At 68.3% G+C, this 19,198-nt stretch carries 17 protein-coding genes; 14 read left to right on the forward strand and 3 right to left on the reverse strand.

Features of this window, described 5'->3' with window-relative positions:
• Positions 1 to 51 precede the first annotated feature (51 nt).
• From ASC59_RS16805 to ASC59_RS16865, 13 genes are all read left to right on the forward strand, one after another.
• On the forward strand, positions 52 to 840 hold the full coding sequence (locus ASC59_RS16805; RefSeq protein ID WP_055825347.1) for an amino acid ABC transporter ATP-binding protein: 789 nt from the start codon (positions 52 to 54) through the stop codon (positions 838 to 840).
• Positions 841 to 884: 44 nt separating this feature from the next.
• On the forward strand, positions 885 to 1,757 hold the full coding sequence (locus ASC59_RS16810) for a glutamate ABC transporter substrate-binding protein (protein ID WP_055825349.1): 873 nt from the start codon (positions 885 to 887) through the stop codon (positions 1,755 to 1,757).
• Positions 1,758 to 1,830: 73 nt separating this feature from the next.
• The gene (locus ASC59_RS16815) at positions 1,831 to 2,478 is read left to right on the forward strand and encodes an amino acid ABC transporter permease (protein ID WP_055825350.1); all 648 of its coding nucleotides are present in this window, start codon (positions 1,831 to 1,833) and stop codon (positions 2,476 to 2,478) included.
• Positions 2,475 to 3,398: an amino acid ABC transporter permease gene (locus ASC59_RS16820; RefSeq protein WP_055825353.1), complete on the forward strand. Its 924-nt coding sequence runs from the start codon at positions 2,475 to 2,477 to the stop codon at positions 3,396 to 3,398. The genes ASC59_RS16815 and ASC59_RS16820 overlap by 4 nt, the downstream gene beginning before the upstream one ends.
• Positions 3,399 to 3,455: 57 nt before the next feature.
• Complete coding sequence (pheS, locus tag ASC59_RS16825) at positions 3,456 to 4,496, forward strand: phenylalanine--tRNA ligase subunit alpha (RefSeq protein WP_055825356.1); 1,041 nt, start codon at positions 3,456 to 3,458, stop codon at positions 4,494 to 4,496.
• A gap of 2 nt (positions 4,497 to 4,498) precedes the next feature.
• Positions 4,499 to 7,018, forward strand: a complete 2,520-nt coding sequence (gene pheT, locus ASC59_RS16830; protein ID WP_055825359.1) for a phenylalanine--tRNA ligase subunit beta — start codon at positions 4,499 to 4,501, stop codon at positions 7,016 to 7,018.
• Between the two features lie 345 nt (positions 7,019 to 7,363).
• A complete protein-coding gene (gene argC, locus ASC59_RS16835; protein ID WP_055825362.1) occupies positions 7,364 to 8,407 on the forward strand; it encodes an N-acetyl-gamma-glutamyl-phosphate reductase in 1,044 nt (347 codons plus the stop codon).
• On the forward strand, positions 8,404 to 9,555 hold the full coding sequence (argJ, locus tag ASC59_RS16840; protein ID WP_055825365.1) for a bifunctional glutamate N-acetyltransferase/amino-acid acetyltransferase ArgJ: 1,152 nt from the start codon (positions 8,404 to 8,406) through the stop codon (positions 9,553 to 9,555). The genes argC and argJ overlap by 4 nt, the downstream gene beginning before the upstream one ends.
• Positions 9,556 to 9,565: 10 nt before the next feature.
• On the forward strand, positions 9,566 to 10,474 hold the full coding sequence (gene argB, locus ASC59_RS16845; RefSeq protein WP_055825367.1) for an acetylglutamate kinase: 909 nt from the start codon (positions 9,566 to 9,568) through the stop codon (positions 10,472 to 10,474).
• A gap of 41 nt (positions 10,475 to 10,515) precedes the next feature.
• The gene (locus ASC59_RS16850) at positions 10,516 to 11,679 is read left to right on the forward strand and encodes an acetylornithine transaminase (RefSeq protein ID WP_327063419.1); all 1,164 of its coding nucleotides are present in this window, start codon (positions 10,516 to 10,518) and stop codon (positions 11,677 to 11,679) included.
• The gene (gene argF / locus ASC59_RS16855; RefSeq protein WP_055825373.1) at positions 11,676 to 12,608 is read left to right on the forward strand and encodes an ornithine carbamoyltransferase; all 933 of its coding nucleotides are present in this window, start codon (positions 11,676 to 11,678) and stop codon (positions 12,606 to 12,608) included. The genes ASC59_RS16850 and argF overlap by 4 nt, the downstream gene beginning before the upstream one ends.
• Entirely contained in the window at positions 12,608 to 14,041 is a 1,434-nt protein-coding gene (gene argH, locus ASC59_RS16860) for an argininosuccinate lyase (protein WP_055825377.1), read from the forward strand. The genes argF and argH overlap by 1 nt, the downstream gene beginning before the upstream one ends.
• 8 nt (positions 14,042 to 14,049) lie before the next feature.
• Positions 14,050 to 14,655 carry a DNA-3-methyladenine glycosylase gene (locus ASC59_RS16865; protein WP_055825380.1) on the forward strand — a complete coding sequence of 202 codons (606 nt, stop codon included), beginning with the start codon at positions 14,050 to 14,052 and terminating at the stop codon, positions 14,653 to 14,655.
• Between the two features lie 52 nt (positions 14,656 to 14,707).
• Here ASC59_RS16865 and ASC59_RS16870 read toward each other — a convergent pair whose 3' ends face one another.
• Together ASC59_RS16870 and ASC59_RS16875 are read right to left on the reverse strand one after the other, a co-directional pair.
• Positions 14,708 to 15,277, reverse strand: a complete 570-nt coding sequence (locus ASC59_RS16870) for a hypothetical protein (RefSeq protein WP_055825383.1) — start codon at positions 15,275 to 15,277, stop codon at positions 14,708 to 14,710.
• Positions 15,274 to 15,909 (reverse strand): hypothetical protein, encoded by a 636-nt coding sequence (locus ASC59_RS16875; protein WP_055825386.1) that lies wholly within the window; start codon positions 15,907 to 15,909, stop codon positions 15,274 to 15,276. The genes ASC59_RS16870 and ASC59_RS16875 overlap by 4 nt, the downstream gene beginning before the upstream one ends.
• A 121-nt stretch (positions 15,910 to 16,030) precedes the next feature.
• On the opposite strand from ASC59_RS16875, the gene tyrS reads away from it, so the two are divergent.
• Positions 16,031 to 17,332, forward strand: coding sequence for a tyrosine--tRNA ligase (gene tyrS, locus ASC59_RS16880; RefSeq protein ID WP_055825390.1), 1,302 nt, complete (start codon positions 16,031 to 16,033; stop codon positions 17,330 to 17,332).
• 47 nt (positions 17,333 to 17,379) lie between these two features.
• Here the strand turns inward: tyrS and ASC59_RS16885 are convergent, their stop codons facing one another.
• Entirely contained in the window at positions 17,380 to 18,747 is a 1,368-nt protein-coding gene (locus ASC59_RS16885) for a CoA transferase (protein ID WP_055825393.1), read from the reverse strand.
• Between the last annotated feature and the right edge of the window lie 451 nt (positions 18,748 to 19,198).

A 19,198-nucleotide genomic window follows, 5' to 3' on the forward strand; every position in this document is an offset into this window, starting at 1 on the left:
ACCGGCCGTTTTGTCTGCGGCGTCTGCGGCTCGCCCCCTACAGTGGGGTACATGGCGGACAACGAAGCGGCACCGGCGACGTCGAACATCAGTGTGCGTCGAGGTGAGCCACTGGTCGTCGTCTCAGACGTCGACAAGCACTTCGGCGACCTGCACGTGCTCAAGAACATCTCCACGACGGTCAATCGCGGAGAGGTCGTCGTGGTCATCGGGCCCAGTGGATCCGGCAAGTCCACCCTCTGCCGCGCCATCAACCGGCTCGAGACCATCGACAGCGGAACCATCTCGATCGATGGGGTGAACCTGCCCGAGGAGGGCGCGGATCTCGCGAGGCTCCGTGCCGACGTCGGCATGGTGTTCCAGTCGTTCAACCTCTTCGCCCACAAGTCGGTGCTCGAGAACGTGACCCTCGCGCCGATCAAGGTCAAGAAGGTCCCGAAGCGCCAGGCCGTCGAGAAGGCCATGGAGTTGCTCGAGCGGGTGGGGGTGGCCAACCAGGCGCAGAAGATGCCCGCCCAGCTCTCCGGTGGACAGCAGCAGCGCGTCGCGATCGCCCGCTCGCTGGCGATGAATCCCAAGCTCATCCTGCTCGACGAGCCGACGAGCGCTCTCGACCCCGAGATGATCAACGAGGTCCTCGACGTGATGGTCGGCCTCGCGAAAGACGGGATGACGATGATCGTCGTCACCCACGAGATGGGCTTCGCCCGCAAGGCCGCCGATCGCGTGCTCTTCATGGCCGACGGAGAGATCGTCGAAGAGGCGACCCCGGAGCAGTTCTTCACCAACCCGAAGTCGGAGAGGGCCCAGGACTTCCTGTCCAAGATCCTGGAGCACTGAGCCGACCACCCCGATCGAACGCAGATCACAGCACAGAGAAGAGGATGAAGATGAGAATCACAAGACGACTGTCGCTCGTCGCGATCGCAGCAGCGGGTGCGCTGGCTCTCGCCGGATGCGCCGGTGACGGCGGATCAGAGGCCACGGTGACACCCGAGGCAGCACCGACCTTCGCGGCCGGATCCACCATGGAGAAGCTGTCGGAGGCCGGCACCATCACCATCGGCACCAAGTTCGACCAGCCGCTGTTCGGACTGGTCAACCTCGATGGTGTTCCCGAGGGCTTCGACGTCGAGATCGGCAAGATCATCGCCGCGAAGCTCGGAATCGCGCCGGACAAGATCAAGTGGACCGAGACCGTCTCCGCGAACCGCGAGCCGTTCATCGAGAACGGGCAGGTCGACATCGTCGTGGCGACCTACACGATCAACGACAAGCGCAAGGAGGTCATCTCGTTCGCCGGGCCGTACTACATGGCCGGTCAGTCGATCCTGACTCTCGCCGACAACGACGACATCAAGAGCGAGGACGACCTCGTCGGGCAGAAGGTCTGCTCGGTGACCGGGTCCACCCCGGCTGCGAAGCTCGCCGAGATCGGTGCCGAGCCGGTGCTCACGGACACCTACACCAACTGCCTCGAGCCACTGCGCTCGGGTGCCGTCGTCGCGGTCTCCACCGACAACGTCATCCTCGCCGGCCTCGCGGCTCAGAACGAGGGAGAGTTCAAGGTCGTCGGCGAACCGTTCACCGAGGAGCCGTACGGCATCGGCCTCGCCAAGGACGACACGGACTTCCGGAACTTCATCAACGACACCCTGGAGGAGTCGTACGAGGACGGCACCTACGAAGCGGCTTGGGATGCAACGGCCGGTACGGTGCTTCCGTTCGTCGATCCGCCGGCAGTCGATCGCTACTGAGTGAATCCCGCGCGGGCGGGCCAGGGGACTGGCCCGCCCGCGCGGCACTGAATGGAAAGGAGGGAGGACAGAGATGGACGTCGTCATCGACAACCTGCCACGCTACCTCTCCGGGTTCGGGCTGACCGTGCTCCTGCTCGTGGTCTCTGCAGTCGCTGCCATGATCATCGGCACGCTCATCGCAGCGATGCGCATCTCGCCAGTCGCATCCCTCCGAGGCTTCGCCACCGTCTACACCGAGCTCGTGCGCAACACGCCCCTCACCCTGGTGCTGTTCTTCTGCGCGATCATCCTTCCTTATCTCGGTGCGGACTTCTCCTATCTGGTGTTCGCGGCGATCGGCCTGAGCGTCTACACCTCGCCGTTCGTCGCGGAGGCGCTGCGCTCGGGCATCAACGGTGTCCCCATCGGGCAGGCTGAGGCGGCGCGCAGCTTGGGGTTCGGCTTCGGGCAGAGCGTCGGTCTCGTCATCCTCCCTCAGGCCTTCAGAATGACCATTCCGCCGTTGATCAATGTGTTCATCGCTCTCACCAAGAACACGTCGGTCGCCGGAGGATTCTTCGTAGCCGAGCTGTTCACCGTCGGCAAGGAGCTCGCGAACGCCAACGGCAACGCGGTCATCGCCGTCCTCCTGGGCGTTGCGACCTTCTATCTCATCATCACCGTTCCCCTGGGCCTGCTGGCCGCCCAGATCGAGAAGAGAGTAGCGGTGCAACGATGAGCGGCTCCAACGTACTTTTCGATGTTCAAGGCCCCAGGGGGCGGCGTCTCTCGCTCATCCTGTCGATCATCGCTGCAGTCATCCTCCTTCTTGGCGCAGCATGGATCGTGAGCATCCTGGCCGCGCCCCGTGAGTCCGGCGGCATCACGGTTCCCGGCATGTTCGCGCCGAGCCGGTGGGACATCTTCGCGGACCCCCGGGTCTGGTATCGCATCTGGCTCGGCGCACTTGCGACCTTGCAGGCGGCCGCCGTTGCTGCCGTCGGCGCGGTGGCCCTCGGCATCGTCTTCTCGCTGCTGCGCAGTGCCACGACTGCGTGGATCCGCATCCCCACGACCGTGCTCCTGGAATTCTTCCGTGGCATGCCCGTGCTGCTCATGATGCTCTTCATCCTGCTGGTGGGATCGACAGGGGCGTTCTGGGCCGTCGTGATCGCCCTGATCATCTACAACGGCGCCCTTATCGGAGAGGCGCTGCGAGCCGGACTCGCGGCGCTGCCGAGAGGTCAGCGAGAGGCGGGCCTCAGCCTGGGCATGCGGCCGCTCCAGTCGCGCATGCTGGTCGAATTCCCACAGGCCTTCCGACAGATGCTCCCGATCATCGTCGCTCAACTGGTCGTCCTCCTGAAGGACACCTCGCTCGGCTACATCGTCGGTTACCCCGAATTGCTGCGCACCACGATGAACAACCTCGCGAGCCTTCTCGGAAACCGCTACCTGTTCTCGCTGTTCGTCGTCACCCTGGTGATCTACCTGATCATGAACCTGAGCCTGTCGTGGTTCGCCCGGTGGCTGTCACGACGCACGGCGAGCGGGGGGACGCGCCGGGGCAAGCCCGCCGGTCCGCCCCCGGACCTCGATCAGGCCGTGCTCATGGCGGAGGCGACCGCTCTCGCGCGGTCGTCCGAGAGGACGCAGTAGCCCTCCGGATGCCGCTCGTTCCCCGAGCGCCGCATCGCGCCGGTAAACTTGTGCCTCGTGTCTGAACCCACCGAAATCACCGAGGCGAGTGTCGGCGCCGCCGTCGAGGCCGCGCTCGCAGCCATCGAGGCAGCATCCGACTCCGCAGCCCTCAAGGCGGTCCGCACCGAGCACACGGGGGAGTCCTCCCCACTCGCACGACTGAACGGCCAGTTGCGGAGCGTTCCCAACGACCAGAAGGCTGCCCTCGGCAAGCTCGTGGGCCAGGCCCGCGGTCGGGTCAACCTGGCGTTCGCTGCTCGGGAGTCCGCCATCGTCGAGGCCGAGGCCACTGCCCGCCTCGAGGCGGAACGGGTCGACGTCACGGCCGCCGCTGTGCGCCAGGCCGCCGGAGCGCGGCATCCGCTCTCCCTCCTGCAGGATCAGGTCATCGACGTCTTCGTCGGCATGGGGTGGGAGATCGCCGAGGGACCGGAGCTCGAGAGCGAGTGGTTCAACTTCGACGCGCTGAACTTCGACGCCGACCACCCGGCACGGGCCATGCAGGACACCTTCTTCATCGACCCGCCCGAGGCGCACCTCGTGCTCCGCACCCACACCAGCCCGGTGCAGGTGCGCACGATGCTCGAGCGCGAGGTTCCGATCTACGTTCTGGCTCCGGGCCGGGTGTTCCGTACCGACGAGCTCGATGCGACGCACACCCCTGTGTTCACGCAGTTCGAGGGGTTGGCGGTCGACAAGGGCCTCACCATGGCGCACCTCCGCGGGACGCTCGAGCACTTCGCCCGCACGCTCTTCGGCGACGGCGCGAAGATCCGCCTGCGTCCGAACTACTTCCCCTTCACCGAACCGTCGGCCGAGCTCGACGTCTGGCACCCCACCTTCGTCGGCGGGGCCCGGTGGATCGAGTGGGGCGGGTGCGGAATGATCAACCCCAATGTGCTGAAGGCGGCCGGCATCGACCCCGAGGTCTACTCCGGCTTCGCGTTCGGCATGGGCATCGAGCGTGCGCTCATGTTCCGCAACGACGTCGAGGACATGCGTGACATCGTCGAGGGCGATGTCCGGTTCAGCCAGCAGTTCGGAATGGTGGTCTAGTCGTGAGAGTTCCCCTGAGCTGGTTGGCCGAATACGTCGACCTCGTTCCCGGTACGACGACGGGCTCATTGCATGAGGCACTCGTGCGCGTCGGCTTCGAAGAGGAGGACGTGCACGACTTCGAGCTGAGCGGTCCCATCGTCGTGGGCGAGGTTCTCGAGTTCGTCGAGGAGCCGCAGTCCAACGGCAAGACCATCCGCTGGTGCCAGGTGCGCGTCGCCCCCGAGGGTGAGACGGCTGCTGATGGCGGCGACGCCGTGCACGGCATCGTCTGCGGTGCAGGCAACTTCTTCGTCGGCGACAAGGTCGTCGTGACCCTGCCCGGCTCCGTGCTGCCCGGTCCGTTCCCCATCGCCGCCCGCAAGACCTACGGACACGTCTCCGACGGCATGATCGCCTCGGCCCGCGAGCTCGGTCTCGGCGAGGAGCACGACGGCATCCTGCGACTGGCCGAGCTCGACCTCGATCCCGCCGTGGGAACCGATGCGATCAGCCTGCTCTCGCTCGACGACGCCGCCGTGGAGATCAACGTCACCCCCGACCGCGGCTACGCGTTCTCCATCCGCGGGGTCGCCCGCGAGTACGCCCACGCGACCGGCGCCGCCTTCCGCGACCCTGCTCTCGCCGGCGCCGGAAGCGGCTCGAGTGCCTTCCCCGTCACGATCGCCGACGACGCCCCCGTGCGTGGTCGCGTCGGCGCGACGACCTTCGTCACCCGGATCGTCCGAGGTGTCGACCCGACCCGCCGCACTCCCGCTTGGATGATCGCGCGGCTGAAGTTGGCCGGCATCCGCTCGATCTCCCTGGTCGTCGACATCACCAACTACGTGATGCTCGAACTCGGGCAGCCGCTGCACGGCTACGACCTCGACACTCTCGTCGACGGCATCACCGTGCGCCGGGCACGCGCCGGGGAGAGCATCGTCACCCTCGACGAGAAGGAGCGCGTGCTCTCCGTCGAGGATCTCCTCATCACCGACGGCGCCGGGCCCATCGGCCTGGCCGGCGTCATGGGCGGAGCGCGCACCGAGATCGGCAGCGACACGGTCAACGTGCTCATCGAGGCCGCGAACTTCGACCCCGTGTCGATCGCCCGCAGCGCTCGCAGGCACAAGCTGCCGAGCGAGGCGTCCAAGCGCTTCGAGCGGGGAGTCGACCCTGCCGTCGCCGAGGCTGCAGCAGCCCGCGCGGCCCAGCTGCTCGCCGAATTGGCCGGCGGGACCGTCGAGGATGCAGCCACCGGCACGGCCCACGTGGAGGCCCGGGCCTCGGTCTTCCTCCCCGACGGTTTCGTCTCCGGGCTCATCGGAGTCGAGTACACCGACGAGGAGATCCGCACGGTGCTCGTCGAGATCGGTGCCCGGGTCGAAGAGGTCGACGGCGGGCTCGCCGTCACGCCGCCGAGCTGGCGCCCCGACATCGTGGGCAAGGCCGACCTCGCCGAGGAGGTCGCCCGCATCAACGGCTACGACCGCATCCCCGCAGTGCTTCCCGTCGCCCCTCCTGGACGCGGCCTCACCCGCGCTCAGCGCCTGCGGCGTATCACCGCTGACGTGCTCGCCGGCGGCGGCCTCACCGAGGTCCTGGCCTACCCATTCGTCAGTGCCGCGGATGCCGCAGCCTTCTCCAGCCTCCAGGGAGAGATCGCGCAGCCCGTGCGCGTGGCGAACCCGCTCGATGGGGCTCGACCGCTGCTGCGCACGTCGCTCCTGCCCGGCCTCGCCGACATCGCGCACCGCAACCTGTCGCGCGGCATCACCGACCTCGCGATCTTCGAGACCGGACTCGTCACCCTGCCCACGGCATCCGGCAGCTTCGGCAGTGCCACCCTGCCCGTCGGTGACGCCCGGCCGGACGCGGATGTGCTCGCAGCCCTCGACGCCGGGATCCCGAGCCAGCCGCGGAACGTCGCAGCACTGCTCGTCGGCAACGCCATCGTTCGGCAGCCGGGCCAGGCTCCCGTGGCCTGGGACTGGCAGGATGCGATCGGTGTCGCCCGGCGCCTCGGCACGGCCCTCGACGTCGACCTCGTCGTCGAGCAGGGTTCCCACCCGGCGTTCCACCCCGGCCGCACCGCGCGCATCGTCGCAGCCGGTGAGACCGTCGGCTTCGCCGGCGAACTGCTGCCCGATCTCGCTGCATCCGCCGACCTCCCACGCACCGTCGCGGCCGTCGAACTCGACCTCGATGCGCTCATCCGCCTCGGCCGGTCCGAGATCCTCGCCCGACCCGTGCAGACCAAGCCGGCCGCGACCCAGGATCTCTCCCTCGTCGTGGCGACGGATGTCCCTGCCGGTGCCGTGCGCGCCGCCATCGTCGAGGGAGCCGGCGACCTCCTCGAAGAGGCCAGGCTCGTCGACGACTATCGTGGCGCCGGACTGCCGGAAGGCACCAAGAGCCTCACATTCGCGCTGCGGTTCCGCGCCGCCGATCGCACGCTCACAGCCGCCGAGGCCTCCGAGGCCAAGCTCGCTGGCGCGGCTCGGGCCGCTGAGTTGCACGGGGCGCACCTCCGGGACTGAACCGTCGCGCTGTCGAATCCGCGTCGCGCCCTCGAAACTTCGAGGGCGCGACGCGATTTCGACAGCGCAGTCGCTTCCGCTGTTCCGTCCGAGGCTGCAGTTCCTCCGACTTGGCGACGATCGACGCCAGATTCTTGCGCCATTTGCAGGATTGTGTCGACGACCGGTAGGGTCACTGCATGCCCACCGCACAGCCCACAGTCTCGCGCACCGCGCGCGTGGGTTCCGTGCTGCCCCGACGCCGGGTCGAGCGCCGACTCTAGGCGACCTCGCACCGACGGCGTAGCCGTTGGTCGTGAGCGTCGCCGCATCAGCCTCGACAGCTCTCGACCCTAAGGTGGAATCATGACGTTCTCGGTCGCCGTCTCCGGCGCATCCGGCTATGCAGGTGGCGAACTGCTGCGCCTGCTGGCCTCGCATCCCGATCTCGAGGTGCGCACCGTCACCGCGCACCAGAACGCCGGCCAGAAGCTGGTCGCGGCCCAGCCGCACCTGCGCAGCTACGGCGACCTGGTGCTGCAGCCCACGACCGCTGACGTCCTCGCCGGCCATGAAGTCGTGTTCCTCGCGCTCCCGCACGGCAAGTCCGGCGAGGTGACGGCGCAGCTGGACCCCCACACCCTCGTCATCGACTGCGGCGCCGATCACCGACTCGAGAGCGAGGCCGACTGGGCGGCGTTCTACGGCGGTGACCACCACGGCGCCTGGACCTACGGGGTGCCGGAGCTTCCCCGCACGAACGGGGACCAGCGCGCCGACCTCGCCGGGTCACGTCGCATCGCGGCTCCCGGTTGCAACGCGAGCACCATCGCGCTCTCGCTCGCCCCGGGCATCCTCGCCGGGGTCATCGAGGAGGAGGACCTGGTCTCGGTGCTCGCCGTCGGACCATCGGGCGCCGGAAAGAGTCTCAAGGTGAACCTTCTCGCCAGCGAGATCCTCGGCTCGGCCAATCCCTATGCGGTCGGCGGCAGCCACAGGCACGTCCCCGAGATCCAGCAGGCGCTCCGGGCGGCCGGAGCGAGCGCTCCCACCATCTCGTTCACACCCGTGCTGGTGCCGATGTCGCGAGGAATCCTCGCCGTCAGCACGGCGCGGATCGTTCCGGGCACGGATGCAGCCGACATCCGCCGCGCGTGGGAGACGGCCTACTCCGGTGAACCCTTCGTGCAGCTGCTCCCCGAGGGCGAGCAGCCGCGCACCGCCGACGTGCTGGGCGCCAACACGGCCCTTCTCGGGTTGGAGATCGACCAGGCGGCCGGCCGTGTCGTCGTCACCGCGGCCGTCGACAACCTCGTCAAGGGCACAGCCGGAGCCGCCATCCAGTCAGCCAACATCGCCCTCGGCCTTCCGGAGACCACAGGTCTCCCCGTGAACGGAGTCGCACCGTGACAGTCACCGCCCCCCTCGGCTTCGAGGCATCGGGGATCGCCGCAGGCATCAAGACCTCCGGCGCCGCCGACCTCGCCCTCATCGTCAATCGCGGCCCGTCGCAGCAGGCGGCGGTGGTCTTCACGAGCAATCGCGCGAAGGCGAACCCCATCCTGTGGTCGCAGCAGGTGATCGTCGACGGCGTCGCGAGCGCGATCGTGCTGAACTCCGGCGGCGCCAACTGCTTCACGGGCCCGCAGGGCTTCCAGGTCACGCATCGCACGGCGGAAGCCGTCGCCGAGGCGCTCCACGTCTCGGCCGGCGACGTGCTCGTCTGCTCCACAGGGCTCATCGGCGACCAGCTCGACCCCGAGGTCCTGGCCGCCGGCGTCGTGAGTGCCGCCTCGGCGCTCAGTGCCGACGGGGGAGCCGACGCGGCCCTCGCCATCATGACGACGGACTCCAGGCCGAAGACCTCGGTCGTCCAGCGCGACGGCTGGAGCCTCGGGGGCATCGCCAAGGGTGCCGGCATGCTCGCGCCCGGGCTCGCCACCATGCTCGTCGTCATCACGACGGATGCCGATCTCACTGCATCAGCCCTCGATGCATCGCTCCGCTCGGCCACACGGGTGACCTTCGATCGGCTCGACTCCGACGGCTGCATGTCGACCAACGACCAGGTGTCGCTGCTCGCGTCCGGCGCCTCCGGGATCACGCCGAACGTCGACGACTTCACCGCGGCCCTGACCGAGCTGTGCCGCGACCTCGCCCTGCAGCTCCAGAGCGACGCCGAGGGCGCCAGCCACGACATCGCCATCGAGGTCGTCGGCGCCGTGAGCGAACTCGACGCCGTCGAGGTGGGACGCTCCGTCGCCCGCAACAACCTCTTCAAGGCGGCGATCTTCGGCAACGATCCCAACTGGGGCCGCGTCCTGGCCGCCATCGGAACGACGAGCGCGACCTTCGACCCCTACAACGTCGACGTCTCGATGAACGGCGTCCGCGTCTGCTCCGAGGGCCGGCCCGACCGCTCGCGCGACGAGGTCGACCTCGCTCCGCGGGCCGTGCACGTCCTCATCGACCTCCAGGTCGGTGAGGCGCAGGCCACCATCTGGACCAACGACCTCACGCACGACTACGTGCATGAGAACAGCGCGTACGCGAGCTAGGAGGCGACGGATGACGCTCGAAGACATCGCCCCTGAGCTCGCCCAGCAGTCGGCGGCCTCCAAAGCACAGATCCTCATCGACTCGCTGCCCTGGCTGAAGCGTTTCCACGACCAGATCATCGTGGTGAAGTTCGGCGGCAACGCCATGATCAGTCCTGAGCTGCAGCGGGCCTTCGCCGAGGACATGGTGTACCTGCGCTACGCCGGGATCCGTCCCGTCATCGTGCACGGAGGCGGCCCGCAGATCTCGTCGATGCTCGATCGGCTCGGCATCGAGAGCGAGTTCCGCGGCGGATACAGGGTGACCACCCCCGAGACCATGGACGTCGTGCGCATGGTGCTCTCCGGCCAGGTCAACCGGGAGCTGGTGAGTTCGATCAACGAGCACGGCCCGCTCGCCGCCGGACTCTCCGGTGAGGATGCGGGACTCTTCAAGGGGCGTCGTCGTGGAGCCGTCGTCGACGGAGAGGAGATCGATCTCGGCCTCGTCGGCGATGTGATCGAGGTCGATCCGGCCGCCGTGCTCGCGCAGCTCGACGCCGGTCGCATCCCCGTCGTCTCCTCGATCGCCCCAGACGTCGATACTCCGGGGCAGTCGCTCAACGTCAACGCCGATTCGGCCGCGGCGTCGCTCGCGATCTCTCTCGGCGCCGCCAAGCTGGTCATCCTCACCGACGTCGCCGGGCTGTACCGCGACTGGCCCGATCGCGAGTCGCTCGTCTCCGTGATCCACGCTCCTGAGCTGCGCCAGCTGCTTCCCGCGCTCGAGTCCGGAATGATTCCCAAGATGGCAGCCTGCCTCGACGCCGTCGACGGAGGAGTGGCCAAGGCCGCCATCATCGACGGCCGCGAGCCGCATGCGATCCTCCTCGAGATCTTCACCCAGAGCGGCATCGGCACGGAGGTGGTTCCCGCATGAACGCATGGCACGATCGTTTCCATCAATCGATGATGGGCAGCATGGCGACCCCGCTCGGCATGCTGGACCGCGGCGATGGCTGCTGGGTCTGGGACATGGACGGCATGAGCTACCTCGATTTCCTCGCGGGGATCGCCGTCAACTCGCTGGGCCACGCGCATCCGGTGTTCGTCGAAGCCGTCTCGGCACAGGCCGCCCGCCTCGCGCACGTCTCGAACTACTTCGCCACGGAGCCTCAGGTCGCGCTCGCCGAACGGCTGAAGCGCCTCACCGGGGCCGGAGAACGGGGCCGCGTCTACTTCGGCAATTCGGGGGCCGAGGCGAACGAGGCGGCATTCAAGCTCGCCCGGCTGCACTCATCGCCCTCCTCCTCTCCTCCGCGCACGCGCATCATCACCCTGACCGACTCGTTCCACGGGCGCACGATGGGCGGCCTCGCCCTCAGCGGCAAGCCGGCCATGCGGGCGGACTTCCAGCCCGTTCCCGGCGGTGTCGAGCACATCGACCCCACCCTCGAGGCGCTCGAACGGGCCGTCGACGGCACCGTCGCAGCCCTCTTCGTCGAACCGATCCTCGGAGAGGCCGGGGTTCGTCCGCTGCCCGACGGATTCCTCGAGCGGGCGCGCGAACTCACGACGCAGCACGGCGCGCTGCTCATCATCGACGAGATCCAGACCGGAGCCGGGCGAACGGGTCGCTGGTTCGGTTTCCAGCATGCCGGGATCGTTCCGGATGCCGTCACGCTGGCCAAGGGCATCGGGGGAGGGTTCCCCATCGGAGCGCTCGTCACCTACGGCGACGCGTCCGAGCTGTTCGGTCCCGGTCAGCACGGCAGCACCTTCGGCGGCAATCCTCTCGCCACCGCGACGTCGAACGCGGTTCTGGAGGAGATCGAGTCCGCCGGCCTCGTCGCCAATGCCGAGCTGCGTGGACAGGAGTTGCGCGCGGCCATCATGGGCATCGGGTCCACTCTCGTGACAGGGGTGCGTGGGGCCGGACTGCTCCTCGGCATCGCTCTGTCGGAGCCCGTCGCGTCCGAGGTCGTCGCCGCCGCCCTCCGGGAGGGCTTGATCATCAACGCCCCGAATCCGCGGAGCATCCGCCTCGCTCCGCCCCTCATCATCGGCGACTCCGAGATCGCCGAATTCACCGCACGTTTCACCCGCGCTCTCCAGAGCGTCCGCCCTGCGAAAGAGACCTCATGACCCGCCACTTCCTCCGTGACGACGACATCACCCCGGCCGAGCAGGCCGCCATACTCGACCTCGCTGTCGAGCTGAAGCGCGACCGCTACGCGGTCAAGCCGCTGGCGGGGCCGCAGACCGTCGCCGTCATCTTCGACAAGTCGTCGACCCGCACGCGAGTGTCGTTCGCTGTCGGGATCGCCGACCTCGGTGGTTCGCCGCTCATCATCTCGACCGCCAACAGCCAGCTGGGCGGCAAGGAGACCCCGAGCGACACAGCCCGCGTTCTCGAGCGCATGGTCTCAGCCATCGTGTGGCGCACCTACGGGCAGGCCGGACTCGAGGAGATGGCGGCCGGAACCACCGTCCCGGTCGTCAACGCCCTCTCCGACGACTTCCACCCGTGCCAACTGCTCGCCGACCTGCTCACCCTCCGCGAGCACAAGGGCGACCTGGCCGGCCTCAGCCTCACCTTCCTCGGCGACGGCGCCAGCAACATGGCGCAGTCCTACCTGCTCGCGGGTGCCACAGCCGGCATGCACGTCAGGGTGGCCTCGCCCGCGGGATTCGAGCCGTCCGAGCAGGTCGTGGCCGATGCGCAGGCGATCGCGGAGCGCACCGGCGGATCGATCACCGTGGGCGCTGATGCCGGAGCGCTGGTCGATGGAGTCGACGTCGTCGTCACCGACACCTGGGTGTCCATGGGCAAGGAGGACGAGAAGGCGGCGCGGGTCGCGGCCTTCGGCGACTACAGGGTCGACGCCGCCCTGATGGCACGGGCGGCGTCGGATGCCGTCTTCCTGCACTGCCTTCCCGCAGACCGCGGGTTCGAAGTCACCGCCGATGTCATCGACGGTCCGCAGTCGATCATCTGGGACGAGGCGGAGAACCGCCTGCACGCCCAGAAGGCCCTCCTGGTCTGGCTGCTCGAGCAGAACGGAGCGAACTGATGGCCGAGAAGAACACGACCAACGAGGGTTCGCTCTGGGGTGCACGTTTCGCCAGCGGTCCGTCGCCCGAACTCCAGGCGCTCAGCCGTTCCACCCACTTCGACTGGCGTCTGGCCGGCTACGACATCGCAGGTTCCCGGGCGCACGCCCAGGCTCTCGCGGCCGCCGGTTACCTGAGCGCTGACGAGTTGACGGCGATGCTCGCCGGCCTCGACACCCTGCTCGGGCGTATCGAGAGCGGCGAGCTGATCGCCGCTCCGAGCGATGAAGACGTGCACGGTGCCCTCGAGGGCGCACTCATCGCCGTGATCGGTCCCGAGCTCGGCGGCAAGCTGCGCGCCGGCCGCAGCCGCAACGACCAGATCGCCACGCTCGTCCGGCTCTACCTGCGCGACCACGCCGTTCGGATCGCCGAACTGCTCATCGACTTGATCGATGCACTCGCCGCCCAGGCCAGCGCTCACGATCACGCCATCATGCCGGGTCGCACCCACCTCCAGCACGCCCAGCCCGTGCTGCTCGCCCACCACCTGCTCGCGCACTGCTGGCCGTTCGTGCGCGACCTGGAGCGCCTCGCCGACTGGGCACGGCGCACGGATGCGTCTCCGTACGGCTCCGGTGCGCTCGCCGGCAACACCCTCGGCCTCGACGCAGCGCTCGTCGCCCGCGAGCTCGGCTTCTCCCGAGTGGTCGAGAACTCGATCGACGGCACGGCGAGCCGCGACGTCGTGGCGGAGTTCGCGTTCATCGCGGCGCAGATCGGGGTCGACCTCTCGCGCATCGCCGAGGAGATCATCCTCTGGAACACGCGCGAGTTCGGCTTCGTCACCCTCGACGACGGTTACTCGACAGGCTCGTCGATCATGCCCCAGAAGAAGAACCCCGACATCGCGGAGCTCGCTCGGGGCAAGGCGGGGCGTCTCATCGGAAACCTGACGGGCCTCCTCTCCACGCTCAAGGGCCTTCCGCTCGCGTACAACCGCGACCTCCAGGAGGACAAGGAGCCGGTGTTCGACTCCGTCGACACGCTCGAGGTGCTGCTGCCGGCCTTCACCGGCATGGTCGCCACCCTCCGCTTCCACACCGACCGGATGGCCGAGCTCGCGCCCCAGGGCTTCTCGCTCGCCACCGACATCGCGGAATGGCTGGTCAAACAGCACGTCCCGTTCCGCGACGCACACGAGTTCTCGGGATCCGTCGTCGCCTATGCCGAGGCCAACGACCTCGAGCTGCACGAGGTCCCCGACGAAGTGCTCGCCGGGATCTCTCCTCATCTGACCCCGGCGGTGCGCGACGTGCTCACGGTCTCCGGCTCCGTCGGCAGCCGCACCGGACTCGGCGGCACGGCTCCCGAGCGCGTCGCGGAGCAGCTCGCGACACTGACGGCACGGGTGCGATCGCTCGCCGAGGGCCTGACGCCGTCGCGGGCCTGAAGTCGCTCATGCTCGACCGCGCCGCCCTGTCCCGGGACGCCGTCGAGGTCGCCCCGGAGCTTCTCGGCGCCCTCCTCACCCACCGCACTGGCGAGGGCGATGTGACGGTGCGGCTCACCGAGGTCGAGGCCTATCGGGGTCTCGGCCAGGATCCCGGCTCGCATGCCCATCGAGGTATGACTCCGCGAACGACGACGATGTTCGGTGATGCCGGCCATCTGTACGCCTACTTCACCTACGGCATGCACACCTGCGTCAACATCGTCTGCTCACCGGCGGGATCGGCATCCGCCGTCCTGCTGCGAGCCGGCGAGGTCGTCGACGGGATCGATCTCGCGCGGAGTCGTCGGCCATCGGCGACGCGAGATCGAGACCTGGCGCGCGGTCCGGCGAGGCTGGCCAGCGCGCTCGGCATCCGTCTGGCCGAGGACGGAGCAGATCTCTTCGCCGACCCGTTCGCACTCCTGGCGGCGGATGCCGGCGTCGGCGTCGCGAGCGGGCCGCGCGTCGGCGTCTCGGGTGCAGGGGGAGGCGCTGCCTACCCGTGGCGGTTCTGGATTCCCGGCGATCCGACGGTGTCGGCCTATCGACGGCACGCGCGATCGCACGACTGATCGATCCGCGAGGGCGAGTGCGGGGAACCGCGATGGGCCGGGTGCTGGAACCTCAGCTGAGGGCGAGGTGCACGATGGCGCCGCACAGGCAGGCCCAGATGAGGCTGGCCATCGTGCCGATGATGAACCTCTCGCGTGCCTCGGACGACTCGAGTTCGGTGAAGCGGCCGACACCCTTGACCGCCACGACGATCGCCAGTCCCTCGGGGAAGCCGGCGATGATGGTCGCCACCGTCGCGAAGCGCTCCAGCACGCCGATCGTCTGTCCTCCCCGCAGGATCTCGCGACCCGTCGCCTCTCCGTCGCGGATGCCCTCGACGAGGATGCCGCCGTGCACGCCGGTGCGCACGGTGCCCTTGGTCGCGAGGTCGAGGGCGAGCACCGCGGCCGGGCCGCCGCCGAAGACGGCGAGGGCCATCGCGCCGATGACGACCACGATCGTCAGCAGCGGTTCGATCTGGCCCATGGCCAGCCAGGCGAGAACGAATGCCGCGGCGAGCGATCCCGCCGCAGCCCACGTCATCACCCGGTCCGGGCGGAGGAAAGCGATGACGGCGAAGGTCGCTCCAGCACCCAGCACGAGCACGAGCAGCAACCAGATGACGATGGTGACGGCGATCATTCGGTGGGGTCCGTTCCGTTCCGCGTCGCGGGCGACGCCTCTGCATCGAGCTCGGCCAGAAGCTGTTCCAAAGACGACCGGGCGTCGTCCTCGACCCTCCAGAGCGCAGCGCGAAGGCGTTGGCTCACGGCGGCAGCCGATATCCCGAGTATGCCAGCCGCATCCTTCTGAGAGTGACCGTCGCGCATCAGATCCGCGACCTCCCAGCCCTGTTCCGAGCGCCGGGCGCGAGTGAGCAGGAGCATGCTCACGAGCGGTTCGATGATCGCGGCGCGTTCGACGGCCTCCGGCGCGCGGAGTGCGAACCTCGACTCCGCGCGCTTGGCCGCCTCGACGGCATCCCGCGCCCCGATGAAGGCCGGCCCGGTCGCCTTGCGTGCCGCGTCGGGCAGCGGAGTGCGCACAGAACCGGCGCCCAGCCCGATGCTCCAGTGACCCGACCTGGCGAGCATCCCGACCATCGCCAGCGCTGCGGCTGCAGAGGTGGTGACGGCCTGGATCTCGTCTCCGGCCGTCTGGTCGACCGGCAGGACGAGATGCTCGGCGAAGGTCGCCTCGAGCGAGCGCAGCGCAGCGCCCGCCCGGTCCACGTCATGACGGGAGTCGATCTGGTCTGCAGTGATGACGAACATGAAGTCCCCGATCTGAAGGCTGTAACATTACTCCGATCGAATGAAGTTTGCTAGCTTAATTCGCCGATATCCACGTGTCAGGCTTCATTGGCGCCATCGTCCCCGCTGATAACCTTGCAGCGTGTCCGACCCCGCCATCCTCGCCGAACAGTCCAACGACCCGAGCTTCCCCGATATCTGGGAGGAGCTCGTGTGGCGTGGCCTGGTGCACGTGTCGACCGATGAAGGAGAGCTCCACGCCCTCCTCGCCGGCGACCCCATCACGTTCTACTGCGGATTCGATCCCACGGCGCCGAGCCTCCACCTCGGCAACCTCGTGCAACTGCTCGTCATGCGCCGGCTCCAGCTCGCCGGACACCGTCCGCTCGGACTCGTCGGAGGCTCGACCGGTCTCATCGGCGACCCCCGACCGACAGCCGAGCGCACTCTGAACACGCGCGAGACCGTCACCGAGTGGGTGGGCTACCTGCAGGGCCAGGTCTCCCGCTTCCTGAGCGCCGAGGGTGACAACGGCATGCGTCTGGTCAACAACCTCGACTGGACAGCGCCCCTCTCGGCGATCGACTTCCTGCGGGAGATCGGCAAGCACTACCGCGTCGGAACGATGATCAAGAAGGATGCCGTCGCGGCCAGACTCAACTCCGACGCGGGCATCAGCTACACCGAGTTCAGCTACCAGATCCTGCAGGGACTCGACTACCTCGAGCTGTACCGCAGCTACGGCTGCGTCCTGCAGACGGGCGGCAGCGACCAGTGGGGCAACCTCACGAGCGGAACCGACCTCATCCACCGCGCGGAGGGGGTGAGCGTGCACGCCATCGGCACTCCGCTCATCACCAACAGCGACGGCACCAAGTTCGGCAAGAGCGAGGGCAACGCCATCTGGCTCGATTCGGCGCTGGTCAGCCCATACGCCTTCTACCAGTTCTGGCTCAACACGGATGACGCCGACGTGATCGGCCGACTCAAGGTGTTCACGTTCCTCGATCGCGCTGAGATCGAACGGCTCGAGGAGCTCGTCGCCACCGAACCGTTCCGTCGCGAGGCCCAGCGCACGCTCGCACGCGCCGTCACCACTCTCGTGCACGGGGCCGATGCCACGGACAAGGCCATCGCCGCTGCCGACGCGCTGTTCGGTCAGGGCGACATCGCCGCACTCGATGCCGAGACGCTGGAGACCGCGCTCCGCGAACTGCCGAACACCACCACGGCTCCCACGGCGACGATCGTCCAGCTGCTACTCGACACCGGCCTCAGCGGCAGCATCAGCGAAGCTCGCCGGGCGATCGCGCAGGGCGGGGTGTCGGTGAACGGCGTCAAGGTGACCGATGACACGGCATCGATCGGCGGCTCGACGCTGCCGTCGGGGATGGCCGTCCTCCGACGCGGCAAGAAGACCCTCGCCGGAATCTTCGTACTCTAGGGCTCACCGTTCGGAGAGGGCGGCCGCGCCCGACGCGCAGCTCTCGGTCAGCGCGGCAGCCACTCCGCCGCATCGGTGCCCCACGGATGCGGCCCATCGGGGAACGTGTCCGGCGAGCCCTCGAACCACGGTGCCGGTCGCACCGACCGCACGAGACCGGCCCCTGTCGCGAACTCCTGGGCCTGATCGTCCAGCGACGGATCGGCCTCGGCACGGGGAAGGCGGGGCAGGGTCAGCAGTTCCGAGGCGACCCGGGCGAGGGAGACCGACACCAGGTGGGTGCCGCCCTCAGCCCGCTGCCGCCGGAGTCGCGACATGATCCCGGCGGCGAGGAGGTAGCCGGCGGAGTGATCGAGCGCCTGCGCGGGCAGCGCCCCCGGCGTGGTCCCGTCCACCGATTCGATCCAGGAGATCCCGGATGCCGCCTGCACGATGCTGTCGAACCCACGACGCTCGGCATCCGGGCCCGAGAACCCCCACGCCGAGAGCCGTCCGATGATGACGCCCGGATGCCGGGCCGCCATTGCGGCCGGCGTCAGCCCGAGCGCAGTCAGCGATGCCGGTCGATACCCGAGCACCACGACGTCGGCCGTCGCAAGAAGTCGATCGAACCTCCGTCGATCCGCGGCGGCTCCCAGGTCGAGCAGTGCACTGCGTTTGCCGGCACCGGTGTCGAGGTGCTGCCACCCGATCTCCGGCAGCCGAGCGGAATCGATGCGCAGCACGTCGGCGCCGAACAAGGCCAGGGTGCGGGTGGCGACGGGGCCGGCGATCACCCTCGTGAGGTCAAGCACCCGGATGCCGCTCAGCGGCAGGTCGTCCTCCGCCCATCCGCGCGGTTCGCCGCCGCCGATCCGCTCGCCCTCCACCAGCGGCAGAGCCGCCGATGCCCCGACGGCGTTCTCGTCGAGGGTGGCGACGACGACGGCGATCCCACCGGCGGCCGTGATGGCGGCGGCGACTGCGGCGGCCGGCGCGAGTGAGATCCGGTCGCGGAGCTCGTCGGTTCCGGCGTCGGATGGCAGGCCGAGTGCCATCCGCAGACGTTCCGCGTGATGCGGGTAGTTGCCGTGAGTGCGCACCCAGCCATCGGATGCCGCCCAGAAGCCCGAAAGCGGAGCCCAGGCCGGCTGGGCCTCGCCATCGATGCGGAACCAGCGCTCGCTCGAGTAGGAGGCGGCGATGCGCCTGGGGTGGGAGCCCACGCGGGGGAGCGCACCCGTCTTCGCCTGAACGATCGCAGCGGCCTCGAGTGCCGCAGCGTCGACGCTGTCCTGGGCGAGCGAGCCGACAGGCAGCTCCGACGCGAGCGGGACGGCGCTCTCAGGTGCCGAGACAGCACTGAGCAGGGACGGGGGATCGCCCAGATCCGCGAGAATCCGGGGGAGCAGTGGGCGGACTCGAGCGGGGCTCATATCGCCAGTATCGTGCCAAGCTGGGAGCGACACGCCCGGCCTGCACTCCCGATTTGCGAGGTGCCCGAGACCCACGTAAATTCTTACTCATCACCCCAAAGGTGCGGCAGAGCGGATTCGCTCGCCGGCCTCAAGTGGGGATCGAATCTTAGCCATAAAGTCCGCGACTTCGAGTTGCGAAACACGGCTTTCAAGCCTAAGATTGCAAGTCCCGGTCGCGAAGCTGAACAGCTTCGAAACACGAGCACGAACACGTCTCAGTTCTTCTGAGAGTCGGTGGTCATGATCGCGTGAAGATCGTGTAATATAGAGAAGTTGCCTCGGAGTTGATCACCTGGTTGGGTGTGAAGTCGGGAGCGTCCGATCCTTGAGAACTCAACAGCGTGCACAATGTCAAATGCCAAAAACCTCGTGTGTGTGTGATCCGTTTCTAGCGGTGATCTGCACGTGA

It is taken from the genome of Leifsonia sp. Root1293 (genome assembly GCF_001425325.1).
Lineage (GTDB): Bacteria > Actinomycetota > Actinomycetes > Actinomycetales > Microbacteriaceae > Orlajensenia.